Genomic DNA, 21031 nt, shown 5'->3' on the forward strand with positions numbered 1-21031 from the left:
TGCCTTCATGTGCGTCAGAAGAGGATGGAGAAGCCGGCGTAGAAGCTGATGTTGTTGAGGACGTCCGAGGACGGCTCGGCCACCAGGTCCCGGCCCAGGATGATGTCCTCGCGGTAGTTCTTCTTCGTCTTCGGGTCCACGCCGTCGAACTTCTCGTACTTGCAGCTGCCGCTGAGCTGCAGCGTGGCGAAGTCCTGGTTGCCCGCGCGCGCGGCCTCCAGCGCCTCGAAGTCCGCCAGGTTGCAGCCGTCCACCTTGTCCACGCGGGCGGTGTAGATGAGGTCTCTCACCTCCATGCGCAGCGCGTAGTTCTCGCCGAACTGGAGGCGGAAGCCGCCGCCCACCGAGCCGAGGAACTTGGTGCCGGTGTCACCGAAGCGGGCCGGCACGGTGAAGCGCTCGCCGTCCACCTCGTTCGCCACTTCCGGGCGGATGAGGTGGCGCGTGGAGCCCACGCCCGCACCGCCGCTGAGCACCACGCTGAACTGGGCCAGCGAGTCGTTGAGGAAGGCGAACTTGCCGTAGAGCGGCGTCACCTCCACGCCCGCCTGCGCGCCCCACACCAGCAAGAGCGAAGAGGCCGCCTGCGCCTGCTCGCGGACCTTGTCGATGAGCTCGAGGTTGAAGTCGCTCTCGTTCGAGTACCAGTTGTACTGGCCCATCAGCTGGAACGCGAAGTTCTCCTGCAGGTGGTAGATGTACTGGAGCGCCGAGCCGGCGTGGTTGGTGTACTTGCCGTTCACCTGCACCGTGGCCGGGAAGAACGCGAACTCGTGGTGGCCCTCGTCCGCGAAGCGCTTCTTCTGGACGATGTGCACCGACACGTTCGGGTCGTAGAGCGGCGCGCCGTGCACCAGGCGCTGCTGCTGGGCCTCGGTGGTGCGCGGGGCCTCGGCGGCCAGCACGGGCGCGTCCTCCGGCGTGGCGGGCGCGTCCGGCTGCGTGGGCTGGGGCTCGGCCACCACGGGCGCCTCTTCCGGGGAGGCGGGCGCCGGGGCCTCGGCCGCGGTGTCGGACTCCGGAGCCTCTTCCGGGGCCTCCTGGGGCACGACGGGCTCGGGCCGGGACGTGGGCGCGGAGGGAGCCTCCGGCTTCGGCTGGGCCTGGGCGGGCGGCGGCGGCACGGACGTCTCGGCGCCGGGCGCGGGCACGTTCGCCTGCGCGAGCGCGAGGGCCGGGGCGGCGACGAGGAGCGCGAGGGAGAAGATGGGTCGCATAGTCAGGAGGACCTAGAAGGAGAAGGTGTAGCCAATGTCGAACTGCACCAGGTGCGTGAAGCCCGGGTTGGACGCGGGCTCACCCGTCTCGCGCCCCGCCTCCCAGTCGTCGCGCAGCAGGTTGACGCGGTAGGCGTCGCGGAACACCCAGTCGCGCAGCTCCAGCCGCACGCCGTGCTTGTTGAGGACGAAGAAGCGGAAGCCCACCGCGGCGGACACCACCGGGGCCACGCGCGTCTCCTTCACCCAGTAGTCGCTCGAGGCCGAGCCCCGGTCCTCCGGCACCGCGCGGTCGTCACAGATGCCCAGCTCCCGGTCCACCACCTGGGTGCACTGGATGACGGAGTTGCGCTGGAACGAGCCGAGGCCGCCACCGGCCCAGACGTACGCCTGGAAGTGGGCGGGCAAGTCGGACAGCAGGCTGAGCTTCCCGTAGATGGGCGCCCACCTCACGCCGGCCACGCCGTGGAGGTTCATCTCCCAGAGGTCCTCGAGCTCGTCCGTCACCTTCTTGTCCTGGCGGTCCAGGAAGCTCTCGGAGATGGAGCGCGCGAGCCCGGTGTGGCGGCTGGCCGCGTAGCCGGCGCGCGCCTCGAGCGCGAAGGTGTTGAAGAGGTTGTAGGCGACGCCAACGTTGAAGAAGTAGTGCGCCGTCAGGTGCGTCTGCACCGGAAGGCCCACGCCGAGCGACAGCTCGAGGTGCCCACCCGGCTCGAACAGCCGGTTGCGGACGACGACATTGTCGAGGACCTTCTCATCATCGTCCTGTGCCGCGGCGACAGGCGCCGCCAGCGACATGGCCAACGAAGCAAAGACGCGGAGCGTGCGTGCGTTCATGGTTCCTGCCCGGCCCGTGGGGTGGGCCGCCGTGTGCGGGAGGTCGAAGCCTCCCCCATCCCGGGCGCCTGCGTCACCCGACGATCAGGCCCCTTCGTGGCGCATCCATGTGCACACGGCTTCCACGAGCGACAAGCCACGATGGCCCGGAGTCTGAATTCTTTTCACCCACGCCGACGCAAGGCGCCCACCGGTCAACGTTTCCGGGGGCGCGCGTGACACGGCCGTGGCGAAGTGGGCAGGCAGGGCCCCTCTGGGGACACACCTGTACCTACCCGTGACGTCTTTTCGGGCGAGCGCCCCCGCCCCGCAAAGCGAACGCCCCGCCCGGATGCCCGACGAAGCGGGCCCGGAGGCGGGGCGTCAGGAGCGCCTGGACTTCAGGGCGCCCGGTGCGGCTAGCCGCGCGCGGCCTTGTGCTGCGCGCGCATGGCCACCTTGATGCTCGGCCGGACGTAGACGACGGCGTTGTTGTGGCCCGGGACGGCACCCTTCACGAGGAGGAGGCCCTTCTCCACGTCCACCTCGACGACGGTCAGGTTCTGCGTGGTGACCTGCTCCACGCCGAAGTGGCCCGGCATCTTCTTGTTCGGGTAGGTACGGCCAGGCGTCTTACGCTGACCGATGGCGCCCGGGTGACGCTGGTACTCGTGCGTACCGTGCGTCTTCGTCTGCGAGCCCTTGAAGCTCCAGCGGCGCATGACGCCGGAGAAGCCGCGGCCCTTGGTGACGCCCGTGACGTCCACCAGCTCGCCCTTGGCGAACATGTCCGCCTTGACGGCGTCGCCCACGTTGAAGGAGGCAGCCTCCTCCGGCGTCACGCGGAACTCCTTCAGGTGACGGCGGTAGGGAGCGTTGGCCTTCTTGAAGAAGCCGCGCTCAGCCAGGTTGAGAATCTTCTCGCGGATCTCACCAAAGCCGATCGTCACCGCGGAGTACTGGTCCTTCTCCGGGGTGCGCTTGCCCACGACCTGGCAGGTGCCCACATCGATCACGGTGACCGGGACGAGGTTGCCCTCATCGTTGAACACCTGGGTCATTCCGACCTTCTTGCCAATCAGACCCTTCACGTCGTCCTCACTGCCAGCGCGCGTGGCGCGGAAAATCCCAATAAAATCAATGACCTGGACTGCACGCGTCCCGCGGCCGCCAGGAAGCGGCGCAATGTAGCAGACGCGCCCCCCACGTCAAGCACTACGGGCGGGGGTTCCCTCACTGCGCGCGATCAAGCCGCGGGTAGAACGGTGCGAGCTGCGCATCGGGGATGCGTCGAGCGTACACGTCTTCGCCGAGCAGGAACAGCGATTGATCCAGGTAATCCTCCGCGGCCTTCACCTGTTCCTCCTTCGTGGCGATTGCCTGGTCGAGCTCCGCCATCTGCTGGTCGTGCTCCAGCTTGCGCGTCTCCTCCTCGTCCTCCATCTCCAGCATGCGCTTGTGCGCCAGGATGCCGGCGGAGCCGGGCTGGCCGGGCTCGGGGGTGAGGGCGTTGGACACACGGACCTCCAGGTCCTCCACCTCGCGGCCCAGGCGCATCTGCGCGAGCCGGTTCTTCTTGAGGTTGGTGCGGGCGACGTCGATCTTGCTCGCGTCCGTGCCCGTCAGCTCCATGTCCTTGATCTTCTTCTCGAGCTTCTGGAGGCCGTCGATGGCGTAGCGCAGGTCGGCGCGGCGGGTGGACAGCGTCTTGCGCAGGTCCTTGACCTTGCCCTCGATGGCATCCACCGCCTTCTTCCACTTCTTCACGACGACCTCGTGCCCGCCCCGCTCCTCGGCCTGCTGGGCCAGGAAGTCCTGCCAGACGGCGTCCTGGTCGTTCATCTCCTGCTCGAGCGCGGCCAGCTCGTCCCGGCGCGCCACCACGGCCTCTTCGGCGCGGTAGACGCGGTCCATGGAGCGCGGGCAGGTGGGCTTGCCGGGCAGGCGATCACGCGCCAGGTCGCCCAGCTGGAAGATGAGGTCGTTGTAGCTCTCCTTCGCCATGGGCGGGTTTCTACGCCCAACGCGCGGGGACTGTCACCGGGAGAGCGAGCCGGCGTGGACTTCAGTGCCCGTTTTCAGGAGCCCGGCGACGCGTCTTCAGGAGCCGGGCGACGCGTCTTCAGGAGCCGGGCGACGCATCCAAGGTGGAGGACGGCCCGTGCATGACGGCGGCCAGGGCCCCTTCCGCCAGGGCGAGCAGCTCCCGGGCGCGGTCCTGCTCCTCGGTGCGGTTGAGCTCGCAGACCCAGGCGGAGGACAGGTCCGCTTGCTGGCGCGCCAGCTCGGCCGTCGTCTCATAGCGGGCGGCGGACGCGCGGGCGAAGCAGCCCTCGCGGCGCAGCTCGAGGATGGTGTCCGCGTCCAGCTCGATGTCCTCGGGCGGGACGGGCAGCGGCCCCCGGCCCAGCGCGGCCAGCCGGGCCAGCAGGCGCGAGGCGTGTGCGCGGCAGAAGGCGGCCAGCACCATCAGCCTTGCCCGGACCCGCGCATCTCCAATGCGCTCCGCCAGCGCTGTCATCCGCCGGGCGGAAACGACTTCCGCCTCCCATGCGGCGGCCAGCGCAGCGGCCAGCCGGGTATGCCTCGCACCCATTGACGTCCCCCGTTCCCTACCCTCTATGCCGGCAACGTAGGGACGCCCTCCGCCGGATTCAACCGAGTGCCCGCTCGATCATCCAGTACCCACCAGCAGCGAGGATGCACACCGACACCGCGCGCACCGTCTTGAGGTGCAGCGCCGGCCTGCGCTGCACCATGCGCAGCAAGGGAAGCAGCACGGCCACGACTGTCGCCTGCCCCAGCTCCACGCCGACGTTGAAGCCCAGCAGCGCCGGCGCGACCGAGTCGCCCAGCCCATAGTTCTTCAGCACACTCGCGAAGCCGAAGCCGTGCACCAGCCCGAAGAGGAAGGTGACGAGGGCGCGGTGGCGGTGCTCGCGCAGGACGAGATTCTCCACCGCCACATAGATGATGGAGGCGGCGATGGCGGCCTCCACCCAGCGCGCCCGGTCCCCGTCCAGCCCCACCCAGCCCAGCACGACGGCCCCCAGGGTGAGGGAGTGCGCGACGGTGAACGATGACACGAGCAGCAGCACCCGCTTCCACCCGCCGCCCACCAGCAGCACCGCGAGCAGGAAGGCGAGGTGGTCCCAACCGTCGAAGATGTGGCGCACGCCCTCTTCCACCCAGCCGAGGACGCCGCGGACGGAGGCGCTCCCCTTCCCTCCCTCCGCGAGGCCAGGGATGTCCACGCTCGGCTGCGCGGCGTCCGCGAACACCGAGCCCGGGACTTCACCATCCAGCGAGCTGCCGAGGATCACGCGGTAGCCCACCGGCAGCACCGACAGCACGGTGTACGTCTGCCGCAGGGGCCCCGGAGGGCAGGTGAAGGTGGCGGTCAGCTCCACGTACGTCTGGCGCAGCAACGCGGAGTGGGAGGTACGCGTGCAGGGCCGCCCGCCCGCGGTGAGCGGTAGTGCGTCCCACACGCCCACCTCAAGCGCGGCGCGGCGGGCGTCCAGGTCCGCCTGGGACACCGTGCCGTCCCCGTCCGCGTCGGCGGGCAGCAGCAGGCCGAGCGTGCCCGCCGTCAGCGTGAGCACCTGGCGCACCTCCGAGCCCATGGGGTCGTCCCCCGGCTCGCCGCCGGGAGCGAGCCGCGGCTCTCCCGCGGGGGAGCCCGTCGGGGTGCGGCGCACCTGTGAATAGAGGATGTCCGCGTCGTGCGCGGAGGCCGCGCCCGCGGCCAACAGGAGGGCCGCGAGCACCCCCCGGGGGGAAGCCCTCGTCATGGCGCCGCAGCCTGCCTTCACGGCCGGCCCGCGTCCATCGCCGGCTGCCCGCCTACTCCTGGATGAAGCGCAGCTGCACCTGCTGGCGGCCGCTCAGGCCCCCGTGCCGGGTGCCGCAGTAGGGGCAGTAGAGGGGCTGGTCCCAGTCCCACAGCAGCTTGACGTCCTCCCCGCAGCACAGCATGGGCAGCGTCCGCAGCAGCTCGTCCGCCTCCGGGTCCATGGGCCCGGGCAGCGCCTCGGGCGTCACCGCGACGAAGGTGGGCCGGGGGTTGAGCGACAGCGTGCGATTGACGTGGGCCAGTTGCTCGTAGCGCACGTGGTTGGCCCACGCGCGCGCCACACCCTCCAGGTGCGTCTGCTGCGCGGGCGTGAGGAAGGCATCCGCCTCCGCGCGCGTGCCGCAGTACGGGCAGCGCCACAGCGGCAGCCCGTCCTCCCCTTCGTGTGCGTTCTCGAAGGTGAAGAAGGCCTGCAGCTTGTGCAGCACCGCGCGCGAGTCGAACGGGCCCGGCCGCATCTTGAAGGGCCGCTGACAGCCCGGGCACTCGCGCCGCGTGAAGCCCGCGGTGTCCCGGGGCAGCTCCAGGCCCGTGACTTCCGGCCCGGCGCCGCTCATGGGTTCGCCGTCCATCTCGCACGCGCCGTCCGCCGGCCGGTGGACACCACCGCCAGCAGGAAGGCCACGAAGGAGAACAACAACAGCAGGTGGACCCAGTAGCCCTCGGTGGAGCCCGCCGTCATCCCGAGCCCCCACAGCACCAGCAGGATCATTCCCATCGTCCAGTACACGCCACACCTCCCAAGCCCACACCCTGGCGCGGGCAAAGCTAGGAACGGGTACCGGACCGGGCAACCCAGTCCTTTTCACAGCCTCACGTTGGGTAAAGCACTGCCCCACCCGGGCATTTTTTCCGACGTGCGGGGCGATCCTCCGGCCCTTGCGTGGAGATCTCATAAGGAGGGACGCAGTGTGAAAGGCGCATGGCACGCCGCCTGCTTTGCCGCCGTCACATCAGAAGTCGGTTGCAGTTGCAGGTTCAGCGGGCGCGCGCGGCACTGGCGCCGGGGAGGGCGGGATGCGGGGCTGGACGGTGGCGATGGCGGCAGCGGCGGTGTTGGTGGGGTCCGAGGCGTTTGCGTTTCCGGTACAGGTGCCGGAAGGCCCCCAGGGCGAGGCACCGGAAGTGGTGGAGCTGCGCGCGCAGCTGTCTGCGCGTGACGCCGAGCTGAGGACCGCCCTGGCGAAGCTCCAGGCGTACGAGGACGAGGCGGACTTCGCCGAGGCCGACCGGCTGGGCGTGGCGGAGCTGGTGAAGGCCTCCGGCCTGCCCGAGCGGCAGCAGCGGCGGCTGGCGGTGGCCATCGTCCGCGAGGCCCGGGCCAACAACGTGGACCCGCTGCTGGTGGTGGCGGTCATCCGCTGCGAGAGCAGCTTCAACAACTACGCCGTCTCGGGTGTGGGGGCCATGGGCCTGATGCAGGTGATGCCGGACACCGGCAAGTACCTGGCGGAGAAGGGCGGCTACAAGCTGGGCCGCTCCAGCAACCTCTTCGACGCCGAGACGAACGTTCAGCTGGGCACCGCCTACCTGGCGGACCTCATCGCCCGCTTCGGCACCGTGGAGAAGGCGCTGGTCGCCTACAACGCGGGCCCCGGGCTGGCCAAGCGCATCCTCGCAAAGCCAGAAGTCCGCAAGAAGTTCATGGCGGGCTATCCGACCAAGGTCGTGAAGGAGTTCCGGAAGCTGAAGGCCCAGCAGGAGCGCCAGCTCACCCTCCGCGATCAGCAGACGACGATTGACCGCAAGGGTTGACCGACAGGCAACACGCTGGAAGCCCGTTGCATGACAATCTGGTGAATCTGCCCTGGGGGGGGCTGACCTTCCCAGTCGCCAAGGTGCAGTGTGTGCGCCCGGTTGAGAGCACTCCACGGGTTGTGTCGCCCGTGGAACTTCAGGGTTTCCGGGAGGTCCGGAAGAGGCTCTTGGCCGTCGTGCCCATGTCAACGGCACATCGTGCACACAGCATCCACTTGGGAGCGCACAGCGATGGCGGGGCTACAGATTCACAGTGAGGAGATTGCAGGTCGGGTCACCCTTCGGCTGGAGGGCATCCTGGACGGCAGGACGGCGCACGAGGTGCGCACCTCCCTGAGCTCGCTCAGCGGCCGCGAGGTCGTCCTGGACTTCACGCACCTGCGCGAGTTCAAGGACAGCGCGGTGGGCGTGCTGACCCGCGAATTGGTGGAGCGGCCGGTGCAGCTGCGCGGCCTGGCCACCCACCACGAGCGGATGTTCCGCTACTTCGGCGTCGGCACGGGTGAGTCCCAGCGCCGCGCGTACTACACGCCGGAGGACATCCTCTCGGCGTGAGCAGCGCTCCCACCCGGTGAGCAGGCAGGCGTCCCGCGAGGGACGCGCCGCGAACGGGGTGTGCCGGCCCGCGAGGGAGTCGGCTAGAGTGGCGGGAGATGACCCAGCCTGCCCGAGTCCTCTCCCCCGTCCCCTCCCCTGCCTCCGCGCACTCGGCGATGGAACGGATCGCCACCCAGTTGGGGCGCGCGGTCCAGGGCAAGGAGGCCCAGGCCCAGCTCGTCGTGACGTGCCTGGTGGCCGGGGGGCACCTCCTCCTGGAGGACGTGCCGGGTGTGGGCAAGACGACACTCGCGGAGGCCCTGGCCCGGGCGTGTGGCCTGAGCTTCGCCCGCGTCCAGTTCACCGCGGACCTGATGCCGGCCGACATCCTCGGCGCCCAGGTCTTCCACGCGCAGTCGGCCACCTTCCAGTTCCGTCCCGGTCCCCTCTTCCGGCAGCTGGTGCTGGCGGATGAGCTGAACCGTGCCCCGCCGCGCACGCAGTCCGCGCTGCTGGAGGCCATGGCCCAGGGCCAGGTGTCCCTGGACGGCTCCACGTACCCGCTCCCCGCACCCTTCACCGTGGTGGCCACGCAGAACCCGGTGGACTTCTCCGGCACGTACCCGCTGCCGGACTCGCAGCTGGACCGCTTCATGGTGCGCATGTCGCTGGGCCACCCCGCCCCCGAGGTGGAGTCCCGGCTGCTGGCCACCCGCGGCGGCGCGCCGGCCCTGGACGCGGTGGAGTTGGTGTCCGGCCCCGAGGAGGTGGCGTCCCTGCGCGCGCTGGCCGCGGAGCTGAAGCTGGACGGCGCGGTGGCGGACTACGTGGTGCGGCTGGCGACGGCCACGCGCCAGCACGGGGACATCGAGCGTGGCGCGTCCACGCGCGCGGTGCTGGCGCTGGGCGCGGCGGCGCGGGCGCAGGCCCTGTGGGAGTCCCGGGACTTCGTGACGCCGGGAGACGTGCGGGCGCTGCTGGTGCCCTGCTGGGCGCACCGCGTGCTGCTGCGCAGCGCCGTGCAGGGCGTGACGGCGCGAGACGAGGCGGCGCACCTCCTGGAGGAGATCTCCCGGAAGGTTCCGGCGCCCCGGTGACGCCGCGCCGGCGCAAGCAGTGGTGGGCCCGGGTTCGCGCCTGGCTCCGGCCGCCGCGCACCCTGAAGGTGACGCGCATCGGCCGCACGTACCTGGTGGTGACGTTCGGCGTGGGCCTGGGCGCGCTCAACACCGGCAACAACCTCCTCTACCTGCTGCTGGGCCTGCTGCTGAGCATGGTGGTGGTGTCCGGAGTGCTGTCCGAGCGCTGCCTCCAGGACGTGTCCGTGCGGCGCGTGGGCGCGGACGCGGCCTTCGCGGCGGAGCCCTTCGCCTTCCGCTGGGCGATTGCGAAGAAGCGCGGCCACGGCTTCGCCCTCACGCTGGGCGAGGCGGACTCGCCGCTGACGGGCGAGGGCGGCGTGGGCTACCTCCCCGCCGGAGTGGACCACGTGGTGCGGGCCAACCTCACCGCGCCCCGACGCGGCCCGGTGCTGATGACGGGCGTGCGCGTCACCACGACGTGGCCGCTGGGCCTGTTCGCCAAGTCGCGCGTCTTCTCCCTGGAGGGCACACTGCTCGTCTACCCGCGGCGCGGCTACGCCTGCCAGGACCCGGGCGAGGCGGAGCGCGGGCCGGTGGGTGACGCGGGCAACCCGCGCCGCAACGACGGCACCGGCGACGTGTCGGGCCTGCGCGAGCTGATGCAGGGTGAGGACGCGCGCCGCATCCACTGGCTCAAGAGCGCGTCGGCGGGAAAGCTGCTGCGCGTGGAGCGCGAGCGCGAGGAGCGCCGCACCTGGGTGCTGGCGGTGGACGCCGGGCTCGAGGGCGACGCGCTGGAGCGCCGCTGCGAGGAGGTGGCCGCGCTGGCCCACCGGCTCATCGAGGAGGGCCACGAGGTGGGGCTGGACACGGCGGACGGCCGCGTGCGCCCCGCCGCGGGCAGCGCGCAGGAGCGGCGCGTCCTCCGGGCCCTGGCGTGGCTGGGCCACGAGGGCCCGCGCGAGGACGAGGAGGCGGCATGAGGCAGGGCTTGCGACTGGGGCTGAGAGACCTGGGCGCCGGGGCCGCCTTCGCCTCCATGGGCGTGTCCGGGCAGTTGCCCGTGTGGACGCTCGCGCTCTATGGGCTGGCGCTGGTGTGCGCGCTCATGGGGTGGCGGCTGTTCGGCCGGCGGGCGAAGCTCACCGCGCTGCTCCTGCTCGTGGTGGCGGTGGTGCTGGGCATGAATGTCCTGGCCGGCTCGCTCAACCTGGTGGTGGCGGCGTGCGCCTTCGCGGGCCTCATCTCCGCGCACCGCCTGCTGTCCACGCCCGAGCCCGCCACCGACGGGCAGGTCCACCTGTCCGGGCTGCTGATGGTGGCGGGTGGCGCGGCGCTGACCGGCGAGCTCGTGTACGGCCTGTGCCTGGTGGCCTTCGGCGTGCTGTCCAGCATGTCGCTGGCGCTGGGCGTGGTGGAGGCCGCGGTGCCGGAGGGCGAGCCGGTGCCGGTGCGCCAGGTGATGCGTCCGCTGGCCACGGGGCTGACCTTCGCGGTGGCCGGCGCGGTGGCCTTCTTCATCCTCTTCCCGCGCCTCAACTGGAACATGATGGGCCCGCGCGCTTCGCCGGGCCTGGGCGCCGCCACCGCGGGCTTCTCCAACACCGTTCGACTGGGCGGCGCCGGCGGCACCCTCAAGGGCAACCCCCGCATCGTCCTGCGCGCCACCCTGGACCCGGATCCGGACCAGGAGAACCTGGACGCGTACTGGGTGGGCCGCACCTACGACGTCTTCGACGGGCAGGAATGGACGAGCCTGGGCAGCGCCCGGGGCGACGGCGACTGGATGGTGACGCTGCGGCCGGGCAGCGAGCGCCTCATCCACCAGCGCGTGGAATTGCTCCCCGCGTACGGAGCCCGCACGCTGGTGGCCCTGGAGACGCCCTCGAAGCTGGGCAACGCGGCCGCCCACACGCAGGCGGGCAGCCGGCGCGCCCGCATCCAGGAACTGGGCGGCGGCGAGGTGCGCTTCCTCGACCCCGGCATCTCCTTCAGCTACGAGGCCTACAGCCTTCCTCCCGGCGGCAGCGGTGACAGCTTCAAGAAGCTCCCCGCCGACGAGCAGGACGCGCTGCTGACCCTGCCGGAGAACATCGACCCGCGCGTCGCGCAGACGGCCGCGCGGGTGCTCAACGGAGAGCGCGAGCCGCTGGCCGCCGCGCAGAAGCTGGCCGCGTGGCTGCAGCGGGAGAACTCGTACACGCTGGAGCTGAGCGGGAACGTGGAGGATCCGCTCGCGGACTTCCTCTTCGAGCGCAAGGCGGGGCACTGCGAGCACTTCGCCACCGCCCTCACGCTGATGCTGCGCACGCAGGGCATCCAAGCGCGGCTGGCCACGGGCTTCTTCGGCGGCGAGCGGGTGAACGACGGCTACGTCGTCCGTGCTGGCGACGCGCACGCGTGGACGCATGTGCTGGTACCGGGGCGCGGCTTCGTCACCGTGGATGCGACGCCGCCAGCCCACCGCGCCAGCCAGGCCTCCGAATTCCTCCAGGACCTGCTCGGCTTCTACGAGTCGCTGGAGGAGCGCTGGCGCAGCGCCGTGGTCGACTACTCCTTCAGGGACCAGTTGGACGTGGCGCGCTCGCTCGTCCGCCCGCCCCGAGGCTCGGATGAGAACGAGTCGCCGAGCCGGTTGCCACCGCTTCGGGCCTGGGCCACCGCGCTCGTCGCGGGCGCCGTCGCGTATGGCGTCTGGCGCAGGCTGGCGCGATTCCTCGAGCGTGAGCGCCCGCACGACGCCACGCGCTTCGTGGACGCGGTGGAAGCCCTGCTCGCCTCCGCCCGGTTGGAGCGCCACGAGGGCGAGACGCTGGAAGAGCTGGACGCGCGGCTCGCCCGCGAGCACCACCCGCTCTCCGCTGCCCTGAGCCCTGTCACCCGACGCTACCTGGAGGCCCGCTTCGGGGGCCGTCCGCTGCGCCAGGGTGAGTCGGTGGAGCTCCTCGGCACGCTCAAGCGCGCCATCGCCGCCGACGCCCGCCGCGCCGCCGCGGAAGCGCGCACTCCCCGCGCCCGCGCCTCCTGAGCCGGCGCGTCGCCCGCGCCTCCTGAGCCCGGCGCGTCGCCCGCGCCTCCTGAGCCCGGCCTGCCGAGCGTGGAGGCCCCTGGCTTCCCGCTCGCTCTCCGGTCGTTCCGGCGCGCTCGTGGAAACGCACCTGTCATTGCCGGGGTGAGTCGTTACGCCTTTTTCGTCGCCCGGGCAGACAGGCCCGGACTTCACGTGGGAGGCCGCTTGCTCATCGCTCTGAACTTCCTACCGCTCCGTTTCCGAGGTCGCCCTCCAGGCGCGATGTAACCGTTACAGGTTTCCCGCCTTGTACACGCGGCCAACCTTCGCCAACCCCCCGCAGACACTGGGGAAGACGCACAGCAGCAAGTTGGCACCGCCGTTGCTCAAGGCAGCCTTCGTCAAGTTGTCAGGCGGTCCGAACACATTTTCTGGCCTCCCAAGCGAGAGGCCCCCGTCGGGAGACACCACTCATGCAGGCTTCCACCGAGCAGTCGTCCAACTCCGGCTCTCTGGCGATGTACCTCTCGGAGATCAACCACTACTCCCTCCTCACGGTGGAGGAGGAGCAGGAGCTGGCGCGGCGCTTCATCAAGGGCGACCTGGCCGCCGGTCACCGCCTGGTGACGTCCAACCTGCGCTTCGTCGTGAAGGTCGCCTACGAGTACCGCTCCTACGGCATCAAGATGTCCGACCTCATCCAGGAGGGGAACATCGGCCTGATGAAGGCCGTGCAGAAGTTCGACCCGGACAAGGGCATCCGCCTCATCTCCTACGCGGTGTGGTGGATCCGCGCGTACATCCAGAACTACATCCTGAAGAGCTGGAGCCTGGTGAAGCTCGGTACCACGCAGGCGCAGCGCAAGCTGTTCTTCAGTCTGGCCCGCACGCGCCGTGAGCTGGAGAAGTTCGGCAGCGGCGACGCCATCGTGAATGTGGATGACATCGCCCGCCGGCTGCACGTGAAGCCCGGCGAGGTGCGCGAGATGGAGCAGCGCATGGGCGGCCGTGACCTCTCGCTCGACGCGCCCATGGGCGAGGACGGCGGCAACAGCCACGTGGACTTCGTGGTGAGCGCCGCCGCGCCGCAGGACGACGAGTTCGCGGACAAGGAGGAGGCCGGCCTCATCAACGCCCGCGTCCGCACCGCGCTGATGCGCCTGGACCCGCGCGAGCGCTTCATCATCGAGCAGCGCGTCATGAACGAGCGCCCGATGACGCTCAAGGAACTGGGCGAGCACTTCGGCTTCTCCCGCGAGCGCGCCCGCCAGCTGGAGATTCGCGCCAAGGACAAGCTGAAGTCCGAGCTGGCCGCCCTCATGGCCGAGGTGGACCCCGAGGCCGCCGCCATGCAGCAGTAGCCCGCGCCTGACGCGGCAGGTCGGCCGGGCACGGCCGGCATCCAGCGCCTCCGCCCCACCCGGGCGGGGGCGCTTGTCGTTTGAGCGCCCCGTGTGACGGAGGCTCGGCTCCCTGCTAGAAGGGACGGCGATTCCCCTCGTGAAGGAGCCTCACGCTTGGCCCACGGTAGCCCGCCGGTCGCCGAAGATCGCGTCCCTGTCGCAGAGGTGCACGCGCCCCACGCACATACGCCCTACGTCTCCCCTGACAAGTCGCCCCTGGAGATGACCATCCGAGGCCTGGTGCTCGGCTCGGTGCTGGGCGTCGTGTTCGCCGCCTCGTCCGTGTACCTGGCCATCAAGGTCGGCCTCACGGTGTCCGCCTCCATCCCGGTGGCCGTGCTCTCCATCGCCATCTTCCGGGCCCTGGGCAACTCCAGCATCCTGGAGAACACCATCGTCCAGACGGCGGGCTCGGCCGGCGAGTCGCTCGCCTTCGGCGTGGCGGCGGCGCTCCCCGCACTGCTCCTCCTGGGCTACGACATCAGCCTCACCCACGCCTTCCTCACCGCGGCGCTGGCGGCGTGCTCGGCGTGCTGATGATGATTCCGCTGCGCCAGGGCCTCATCGTCCAGGAGCACGGCAAGCTGCCCTACCCTGAAGGGACGGCCAGCGCGGACGTGCTGATAGTCGGCGAGCAGGGCGGCACCAACGCCCGCACGGTCATCATCGGCTTCATCGTGGGTGGCATCTACAAGTTCGCGTACTCGGGCATGAAGCTGTTCCGCGAGACGCTGGCCACGCCCATCAAGGGCCTGAAGAGCGCGACGCTGGCCACCGAGGTGAGCCCGGAGCTGCTGGGCGTGGGCTACATCATCGGCCCGCGCGTGGCGGCCATCACCTTCGCCGGCGGCGTGCTGAGCTACCTCATCCTCATCCCCGCCATCTCCTTCTTCGGCAGCGGGCTGGAGCAGCCGCTGCTGGTGCACAACGGGCAGCTCATCCGGGACATGTCTCCGGACCAGATTCGCAACGCGTACGTGCTCTACATCGGCGCGGGCGCGGTGGCCACGGGCGGCCTCATCAGCCTCATCCGCTCCATGCCCACCATCATCGGCGCCTTCCAGCGCAGCGTGGCCACGCTGCGCGCCTCGCGCAACCAGGGCTCCGGGCCGGTGTTGCTGCGCACCGAGCAGGACCTTCCCATCACCGTGGTGCTCGTGGGCAGCCTGCTGCTCGTCCTCGCCATCTGGCTGGCGCCGCCGCTGCAGGTGAACTTCATCTCCGCCATCCTCATCGTCATCTTCGGCTTCTTCTTCGTGACGGTGAGCGCGCGAATCACGGGTGAGATTGGCAGCTCGTCCAACCCCATCTCCGGCATGGTGGTGGCCACGCTGCTCGTCACCTGTCTCGTGTACCTGCTCCTGGGGTGGACGTCCTCCGAGGACCGCTTCATGGCGCTCACCACGGCGGCCATCGTCGGAATCGCCGCGTCCAACGGCGGCACCACCGCGCAGGATTTGAAGACGGCCTTCCTGGTGGGCGGCACGCCCCGCAAGCAGCAGGTGGCGCTCTTCGTCGGCGTGCTGACCAGCGCGATGTTCATCGGCCTGGTGCTGGTGACGCTCAACCGCGGCGCCACCGTCACCATCCCCGAGCCGCACCCCGGCGTGCAGGTGACGGACTTCACGGAGGAGACGCGCGTCCAGCACACCTTCCCCTGGGCGGTCTCCCCCGAGACGCTGGCCTCGCGCGGCCTGGACGAGGCGGCGCTGCGCAAGGCCCTCTGGGCGCAGGGCTATGAGCTGAACACGCAGGGCGGCACCCCGGAGCTGCGCAGCTGGCGCGAGGTGTCCGCGCAGGACGCGGGCGCGGTGTCGCTCAGCCTCGCCAATGACACGCAGGTGAAGGTGTCCGAGCTGGGCACCCTCACCGAGGGCCCGAAGCGCACGTACAAGGAAGGCCACGTGCGCGGCGCGGACACACCGGTGCCCGCGGGCAAGTACCTCGTCGACGAGTCGGGCACCATCCAGTACGTGGTGGACCCGGGCATCGGCGGTCGCATCGCCGTGTACGAGGGCCAGCAGCTCACCCGCTACTCCGCGCCCAAGGCGCAGCTGTTCGCGCTCATCATCGACGGCATCCTCACGCAGCGGCTGCCGTGGGACCTGGTGCTCCTGGGCGTGTTCATCGCGCTGATGCTGGAGCTGTGCGGCGTGTCCGCCCTGCCCTTCGCGGTGGGCGTGTACCTGCCCATCAGCAGCAGCACGCCGCTCTTCGTGGGCGGCATGGTGCGCTACGTGGTGGACCGCGTGCGCGGCGGCAGCGCCGCCGAGTCCGAGTTCTCCCCCGGCACCCTGCTGTCCTCCGGCTACATCGCCGGTGGCTCCATCGCCGGCGTGCTCATCGCCATCCTGGAGATTGCCAGCGACGGCGCCCTGACGCGCGCCATCAACCTGCCGGCCGTGCTGGGCCACCAGGGCGGACTGGGCGGCTTCTTCAACGCGGTGGGCGAGAGCGAGCTGGCGCACCCCGTCTGGTCCAACGTCTGGGGCCTGCTCTTCTTCGCCGGCCTCACCCTCTTCCTGCTGCGCTCCGCCCTCAAGGGCGAGAGCGCCGCGGTGGCCCCGCCGCCGCCCAAGAAGGCCTGACGCGAAGTCCCGGCGGCGGTGCCTCGCGTGAGGCCCCGCGCGTCCGGAGAGGTTGCATGAAATGACTCGAGGCGGCGTGGGAGTCATCCCCGCCGCCTCGTTCATTTCAGGCGCCGCTCACAGCGGCGGGTGGGACGGAGGCACGCTCGGGGGAGGCGGCGTCTCCTCGACCCCGGACGGTGCGTCTTCCCACTGCGACTCAGAGTCCGGCAGCGCGGCGCCGCCCTCCGCGCACACGTATTCAGCACGCAGCGGCGCGACGATGCCGAAGGTAAAGAAATAGACGATGGGTCCCCAGACGGGCCAGTACACATCCACCCGCGACAGGCCCCGCGGGCACTCCGCCGCCACGTTGGACATCGTCAGGCCGTACGCCAGACTGACTCCCGTCTGCTCCTCCACGTCTCCCGAGCGCGGCGCGCCGGAGCGCACGCTCATCCGGAAGCACCCCGTCAGCGACAGCAGCAGCATCCCGCTCGCCAGCATCCGCTTCATGCGCTTGAGACTCCCTCGGTGGCTGGCGCGGCTCGTACCACACCAGGAAATCCCGGTCATCCCAGGCGCTGTTTCACATGTGTCACCCCAAGCCCTTGAACTTCCACCGGGTCGTCTCCTGGGTAACAGGCGGAAATCAGGGTAGGCTTGGGATACCGCCCGAGCGGAGAGTTGCAGACGCATGGCCATGGCCCAGCCCCAGAAAGCCGCACCCGACGCGACCGCCGAGCTGACTCCCGAGGCGAAGGAGAAGGTGGAGCTGGCGAAGACGTTCGCCTTCCACCTGCTCAAGGGCATCAAGCAGATCGGCATGTACCGCCACAACGAGTCGCGCTTCCCGGAATTCCTCGCGAAGGCGCTCGAGTCGGTCCAAACGTACAGCGAGAAGTTCGGCCCGCTGTCGCTGAAGGTGGAGCAGCAGAACCTGCTGTTGCACGGGGAGGCGCTGTTCACCGAGGACACGCCGCTGCCCTACAAGTTCTTCCGGGACGGCATCCGGCAGCTCATCTTCCGCCCGGGCATGCAGGTGGAGGAGCTGGTCACCTTCACGCTCATCGCGCTGTCCGAGCCGGAGCGCGGCGCGGAGGACGTGCTGGCGCAGTTGTGGCGCGCGAGCATGGAGCACGTGGAGTACGTGGTGGTGGAGGGCTTCTCCATGGAGTCCGCCTCCGAGGAGGAGGTCCAGGTCGAGGTGGACAAGGTGGTGGGCTACCTCTACTCGCGGCTGCAGACGAACTCGGATGACTACCTGCGCTTCGCGCGCGTGTCCGCGGAGGACCTGGACTCCAAGCTGGACGGCGTGGAGCAGATTCGCGGCCTCGTGGTGGGCGGCCGCCACGCGACGGACGACCTGAAGGCGAAGCTGCAGCGCGAGGTGAGTGAGGAGGAGAACGCGCGGCTGTTCCCCAAGCTGGTCAGCGCCGTGTTCCAGGTCGTGGAGGGCGGCGTCGATGACGCCACGCTGCTCGAGGAAATCTTCGTGCAGCTGCTGGACATGCTCCTCATCCAGGACGACTTCAGCACCATCAACCAGATCGTCCTCAAGCTGCGCGCGCTGTCCCAGCGCGACGGCGGCGAGGGCCTGGGACGGCTGCTGGACAACTTCATCCACAAGATGGGCGAGGAGCAGCGCCTGATGCGCCTGGGCGAGTCGCTGAAGTCGGCGCGCCCGAAGAACCCGTCGGACGTGACGCGCTACCTGCAGGCGCTGGGCAGGGACGCCATCGTCCCGCTGCTCACGGTGCTGGAGACCATCGAGGTGCCGGAGAACCGCGCGCTGTTGTGCGACGTGATGGCGGGCTATGCGCGCGAGCTGCCGGACCCCTTCGTGATGCGCCTGGTGTCGGACCGTCCGCAGACGGTGCGCGACATGGTCTACATCCTGGAGAAGAGCAACCACCCGGAGCGCCTGAAGATGTTCGCCCAGGTGCTCAAGAGCCCCAACCTGGTGGTGAAGCTGGAGGTCCTCAACATCATCGGCAGGGGCCGCACCGGCGAGGCGCGGCGGATGATGGTCGACTCACTGACGGACCCCATCTCCCAGGTGCGCATGGTGGCCGCGAAGATGCTCCCGGAGTTCGACCGGGACAAGGCCTACGCGGACCTGATGCGGGTGGTGCGGGATGCCGCGTTCGAGAAGAAGACCCCGGACGAGCGCGTGGCCTTCTACACGGCCATCGGCTCCACGGGCACGCCCGGGGCGCTGTCGATGATGCAGCAGATGCTGTCGGTGAAGCCCTCGCTGCTCAACAGGAAGCGCGTGCTGGACGACAAGATGCTGGCCATCCACGGCCTGGGCGGCGCGTGCTCCATCCAGGGCTACAAGATGTTGCAGTCGGTGGTGGAGGACAAGAGCCAGCCACTGGAAGTGCTCACCGCCGCGCGCAAGGCGATGTACCAGACGCGCAAGACGTTGTTCGGGGACTCGGCGCTCCCCGAGGAGGCTTAGCCCCATGGCCGAGAATCTGAAGGTCAATCAGAGCCAGGAAGAGAACGTCAACGAGTACGGCCGCGAGCACAACGAGAAGCTCCAGTCGCTCGCGCGGTCCATGGTCGCCGGCCTCTACATGCTGGTGCGCTCGGTGAAGATGTATGACCCGGAGAACGCCGTCTTCCAGAAGCCGCTCCACCAGCTCCAGGACATCGTCAACCAGATCATCGGCAAGGAAGGCCGGCTGGAGCTGACGGGCGTCAAGGAGTCCTTCTACCTCAACGGCATGCTGGTGAAGGTGGACCTCAACTCCATCGAGAACCAGCGCTACCTGCTGGCGGAGATGCGCGCCAAGGACGTGGGCGGCTTCACGCTCACCAAGCCGGTGACGGTGCCGGAGCTGAAGAACTTCGTCTGGATCTTCGCCAAGGAGCAGTCCGGCACGACGGAGGAGGACGGGCTGTCGGGCCGCAAGCTGCTCAACATGCGGGTGGCCAAGTTCTCCAAGCTCAAGGAGAAGCTGGACAAGGACATGGACAACCCGGGCGACATGAAGGTCGATCGCAAGAAGTACGCGATGACCATCTACGCCCGCGCGGTGTTCTTCCTCACGAAGTACCTGGAGTCCGTGCGCGCCGGGAAGCCCATCAACGCGTCCAAGGCGCTGCGGCTCGTGCAGGACTTCGTGGACATCTCCTACGAGCAGAAGACGCACTTCCTGGGCATGACGACGATGCGGCGCGAGGACGACTACCTCGTGTACCACCAGGTCAACGTCTGCCTGATGTGCATCGTCTTCGGCGCGGAGCTGGGGCTGACGAAGCCGCAACTCAGAGACCTGGGCTACATCGCCCTCTTCCACGACGCGGGCATGGCGACGCTGCCGGAGGAGCTGTCCACCAAGCGCGGCGCGCTGTCTCCGGACGAGCGGGTGGCGGTGCAGAAGGCGCCGCTCATCTCCGTGCGCAACATCCTCATGGAGAAGGGCTTCAGCCGCTCCACGCTGCTGCGCGTGGTGACGACGTTCGAGCACAAGACGGACTTCGGCACCGCGGTGCGCGACTCGCGCGGCAACATCCAGATGATCATCCCGAAGACGAACCTCGGGGCGTACGCGAAGATCATCGCCATCTGCGACGCGTACGACGCGCTCACGTCCAAGCGCCCGTACCGGGATGCCTACGGCCCGGAGGTGGCGCTGATGCTGATGTGGACGGAGATGCGCAACAAGTTCGACCCGGAGCTGCTCGCCGTGTTCATGCGCGTCATGGCCATCCAGCCGGTGAAGGTGCTGTCCAAGCGGCAGCAGACGCTCAGCGTGTCCGGCCTGTAGCCCGCTTCGCCGCCTTCTTCCGGGCGGCGGGCTTCCGCTTCGCTTCCGGCACCACCGGGGTGCCGCGCAGCAACTCCAGCGCGGCGGTGAAGTCCTCGGGGATGGGCGCTTCCAGGTTCAGCGCCTTGCCCGTGCGCGGGTGGGCGAAGGCCAGCCGCCACGCGTGCAGCGCCTGACGCCCCAGCCGCTCCTGCGCCTCCCCCGCCCCGCCCTTCGCCTTGCGGCCGGCGCCATAGAGGGCGTCACCGAGCAGCGGGTGGCCGGACTCGGCCAGGTGCACGCGAATCTGGTGCGTGCGGCCGGTGAGCAGGTCCACCTCCACCAGCGCGGCGCCGTCGAAGGACTCGAGCACGCGGTAGAGGGTGATGGCCTGCTTGCCGTCCTTCACCTTGCCGGTGAACTTCTGGCGATTGACGGGGTGGCGGCCGTAGAGCGTCTCGATGCGCCCCTCCGCGGGCGGCACACCGTGGACGAGCGCCAGGTACGTCTTCTCCACCGCGCGCGTCTTGAAGGCCTTCTGCAGGCCCACGAGCGTCTGCTCGTTCTTCGCCACCACGAGGCAGCCGGTGGTGTCCTTGTCCAGCCGGTGGACGATGCCCGGGCGCAATTCGCCGCCCACGCCGGCCAGGTCCTTCACGCGGTGGAGCAGCGCATTGACGAGCGTCCCGGACGCATGCCCCGCGCCGGGGTGCACCACCATGCCCGCGGCCTTGTCCACCACCACGAGGTCCTTGTCCTCGTGCAGCACGGCGAGCGGCAGTTCCTCCGCCAACGGGACGGCGGCCACGGGCGCGGGGATGTGGAGGCTGAGCAGCTCACCCCCTCGCAGGCGCTTCGCCGGCTTGGCGGGCTGGCCGTCGGTGAGCACATGCCCGGCCTCGATGAGGCCATGGATGCGGGAGCGGGTGAGGTCCGGGAACGCCCGGGCGAGGTACTGGTCCACGCGCTCTCCGCGAGCTTCGGGCGGGGCGCGGTGCTCTCGCGTGTCGGGCGCTGCCACGTGCGG

18 protein-coding genes and 1 pseudogene are annotated in these 21031 nt (G+C 69.8%); 9 read left to right on the forward strand and 10 right to left on the reverse strand.

Annotated elements, in window-relative coordinates; genetic code table 11:
- Nucleotides 1-14: 14 nt before the first annotated feature.
- The 8 genes from OV427_RS00480 to OV427_RS00515 form a co-directional block, all read right to left on the reverse strand.
- Nucleotides 15-1217 carry an outer membrane beta-barrel domain-containing protein gene (locus OV427_RS00480; protein WP_267854155.1) on the reverse strand — a complete coding sequence of 401 codons (1203 nt, stop codon included), beginning with the start codon at nucleotides 1215-1217 and terminating at the stop codon, nucleotides 15-17.
- A gap of 12 nt (nucleotides 1218-1229) precedes the next feature.
- On the reverse strand, nucleotides 1230-2054 hold the full coding sequence (locus OV427_RS00485) for an outer membrane beta-barrel domain-containing protein (protein ID WP_267854156.1): 825 nt from the start codon (nucleotides 2052-2054) through the stop codon (nucleotides 1230-1232).
- A gap of 398 nt (nucleotides 2055-2452) precedes the next feature.
- Entirely contained in the window at nucleotides 2453-3124 is a 672-nt protein-coding gene (rplC, locus tag OV427_RS00490) for a 50S ribosomal protein L3 (protein ID WP_267854157.1), read from the reverse strand.
- A 142-nt stretch (nucleotides 3125-3266) separates the two neighbouring features.
- Nucleotides 3267-4037, reverse strand: coding sequence for a hypothetical protein (locus OV427_RS00495; protein WP_267854158.1), 771 nt, complete (start codon nucleotides 4035-4037; stop codon nucleotides 3267-3269).
- 118 nt (nucleotides 4038-4155) lie between these two features.
- Nucleotides 4156-4629 carry a hypothetical protein gene (locus OV427_RS00500; protein ID WP_267854159.1) on the reverse strand — a complete coding sequence of 158 codons (474 nt, stop codon included), beginning with the start codon at nucleotides 4627-4629 and terminating at the stop codon, nucleotides 4156-4158.
- Between the two features lie 58 nt (nucleotides 4630-4687).
- Nucleotides 4688-5827, reverse strand: coding sequence for a HupE/UreJ family protein (locus OV427_RS00505; protein WP_267854160.1), 1140 nt, complete (start codon nucleotides 5825-5827; stop codon nucleotides 4688-4690).
- Nucleotides 5828-5879: 52 nt separating this feature from the next.
- A complete protein-coding gene (locus OV427_RS00510) occupies nucleotides 5880-6446 on the reverse strand; it encodes a hypothetical protein (protein WP_267854161.1) in 567 nt (188 codons plus the stop codon).
- Complete coding sequence (locus OV427_RS00515) at nucleotides 6443-6619, reverse strand: lmo0937 family membrane protein (protein WP_267854162.1); 177 nt, start codon at nucleotides 6617-6619, stop codon at nucleotides 6443-6445. Before OV427_RS00515 ends, OV427_RS00510 begins: the two co-directional genes overlap by 4 nt.
- Before the next feature lie 287 nt (nucleotides 6620-6906).
- Here OV427_RS00515 and OV427_RS00520 point away from each other — a divergent pair, with 287 nt between their 5' ends.
- The 7 genes and pseudogenes from OV427_RS00520 to OV427_RS50540 all read left to right on the forward strand — a co-directional run bounded on the left by OV427_RS00520 (nucleotide 6907) and on the right by OV427_RS50540 (nucleotide 16267).
- Nucleotides 6907-7644, forward strand: a complete 738-nt coding sequence (locus OV427_RS00520; RefSeq protein WP_267854163.1) for a lytic transglycosylase domain-containing protein — start codon at nucleotides 6907-6909, stop codon at nucleotides 7642-7644.
- Nucleotides 7645-7878: 234 nt separating this feature from the next.
- Entirely contained in the window at nucleotides 7879-8202 is a 324-nt protein-coding gene (locus OV427_RS00525; RefSeq protein ID WP_267854164.1) for an STAS domain-containing protein, read from the forward strand.
- Nucleotides 8203-8300: 98 nt separating this feature from the next.
- Complete coding sequence (locus OV427_RS00530) at nucleotides 8301-9281, forward strand: AAA family ATPase (RefSeq protein WP_267854165.1); 981 nt, start codon at nucleotides 8301-8303, stop codon at nucleotides 9279-9281.
- Nucleotides 9278-10249 carry a DUF58 domain-containing protein gene (locus tag OV427_RS00535; RefSeq protein WP_267854166.1) on the forward strand — a complete coding sequence of 324 codons (972 nt, stop codon included), beginning with the start codon at nucleotides 9278-9280 and terminating at the stop codon, nucleotides 10247-10249. The genes OV427_RS00530 and OV427_RS00535 overlap by 4 nt, the downstream gene beginning before the upstream one ends.
- Nucleotides 10246-12294: a transglutaminase TgpA family protein gene (locus tag OV427_RS00540; protein WP_267854167.1), complete on the forward strand. Its 2049-nt coding sequence runs from the start codon at nucleotides 10246-10248 to the stop codon at nucleotides 12292-12294. The genes OV427_RS00535 and OV427_RS00540 overlap by 4 nt, the downstream gene beginning before the upstream one ends.
- Nucleotides 12295-12749: 455 nt before the next feature.
- Complete coding sequence (locus OV427_RS00545; protein ID WP_267854168.1) at nucleotides 12750-13637, forward strand: RNA polymerase factor sigma-32; 888 nt, start codon at nucleotides 12750-12752, stop codon at nucleotides 13635-13637.
- 156 nt (nucleotides 13638-13793) lie between these two features.
- Nucleotides 13794-16267: pseudogene (locus OV427_RS50540) on the forward strand (OPT family oligopeptide transporter).
- 117 nt (nucleotides 16268-16384) lie between these two features.
- Here the strand turns inward: OV427_RS50540 and OV427_RS00560 are convergent.
- Complete coding sequence (locus tag OV427_RS00560; RefSeq protein WP_267854169.1) at nucleotides 16385-16762, reverse strand: hypothetical protein; 378 nt, start codon at nucleotides 16760-16762, stop codon at nucleotides 16385-16387.
- A gap of 187 nt (nucleotides 16763-16949) precedes the next feature.
- Between OV427_RS00560 and OV427_RS00565 the strand changes: the two genes are divergently transcribed.
- Complete coding sequence (locus tag OV427_RS00565) at nucleotides 16950-18710, forward strand: HEAT repeat domain-containing protein (protein ID WP_267854170.1); 1761 nt, start codon at nucleotides 16950-16952, stop codon at nucleotides 18708-18710.
- 4 nt (nucleotides 18711-18714) lie between these two features.
- On the forward strand, nucleotides 18715-20025 hold the full coding sequence (locus OV427_RS00570; protein ID WP_267854171.1) for an HD-GYP domain-containing protein: 1311 nt from the start codon (nucleotides 18715-18717) through the stop codon (nucleotides 20023-20025).
- Here OV427_RS00570 and OV427_RS00575 read toward each other — a convergent pair.
- A complete protein-coding gene (locus OV427_RS00575) occupies nucleotides 20006-21025 on the reverse strand; it encodes an RluA family pseudouridine synthase (RefSeq protein ID WP_267854172.1) in 1020 nt (339 codons plus the stop codon). The genes OV427_RS00570 and OV427_RS00575 overlap by 20 nt on opposite strands.
- Between the last annotated feature and the right edge of the window lie 6 nt (nucleotides 21026-21031).

This window comes from Pyxidicoccus sp. MSG2, from assembly GCF_026626705.1.
GTDB lineage: Bacteria > Myxococcota > Myxococcia > Myxococcales > Myxococcaceae > Myxococcus.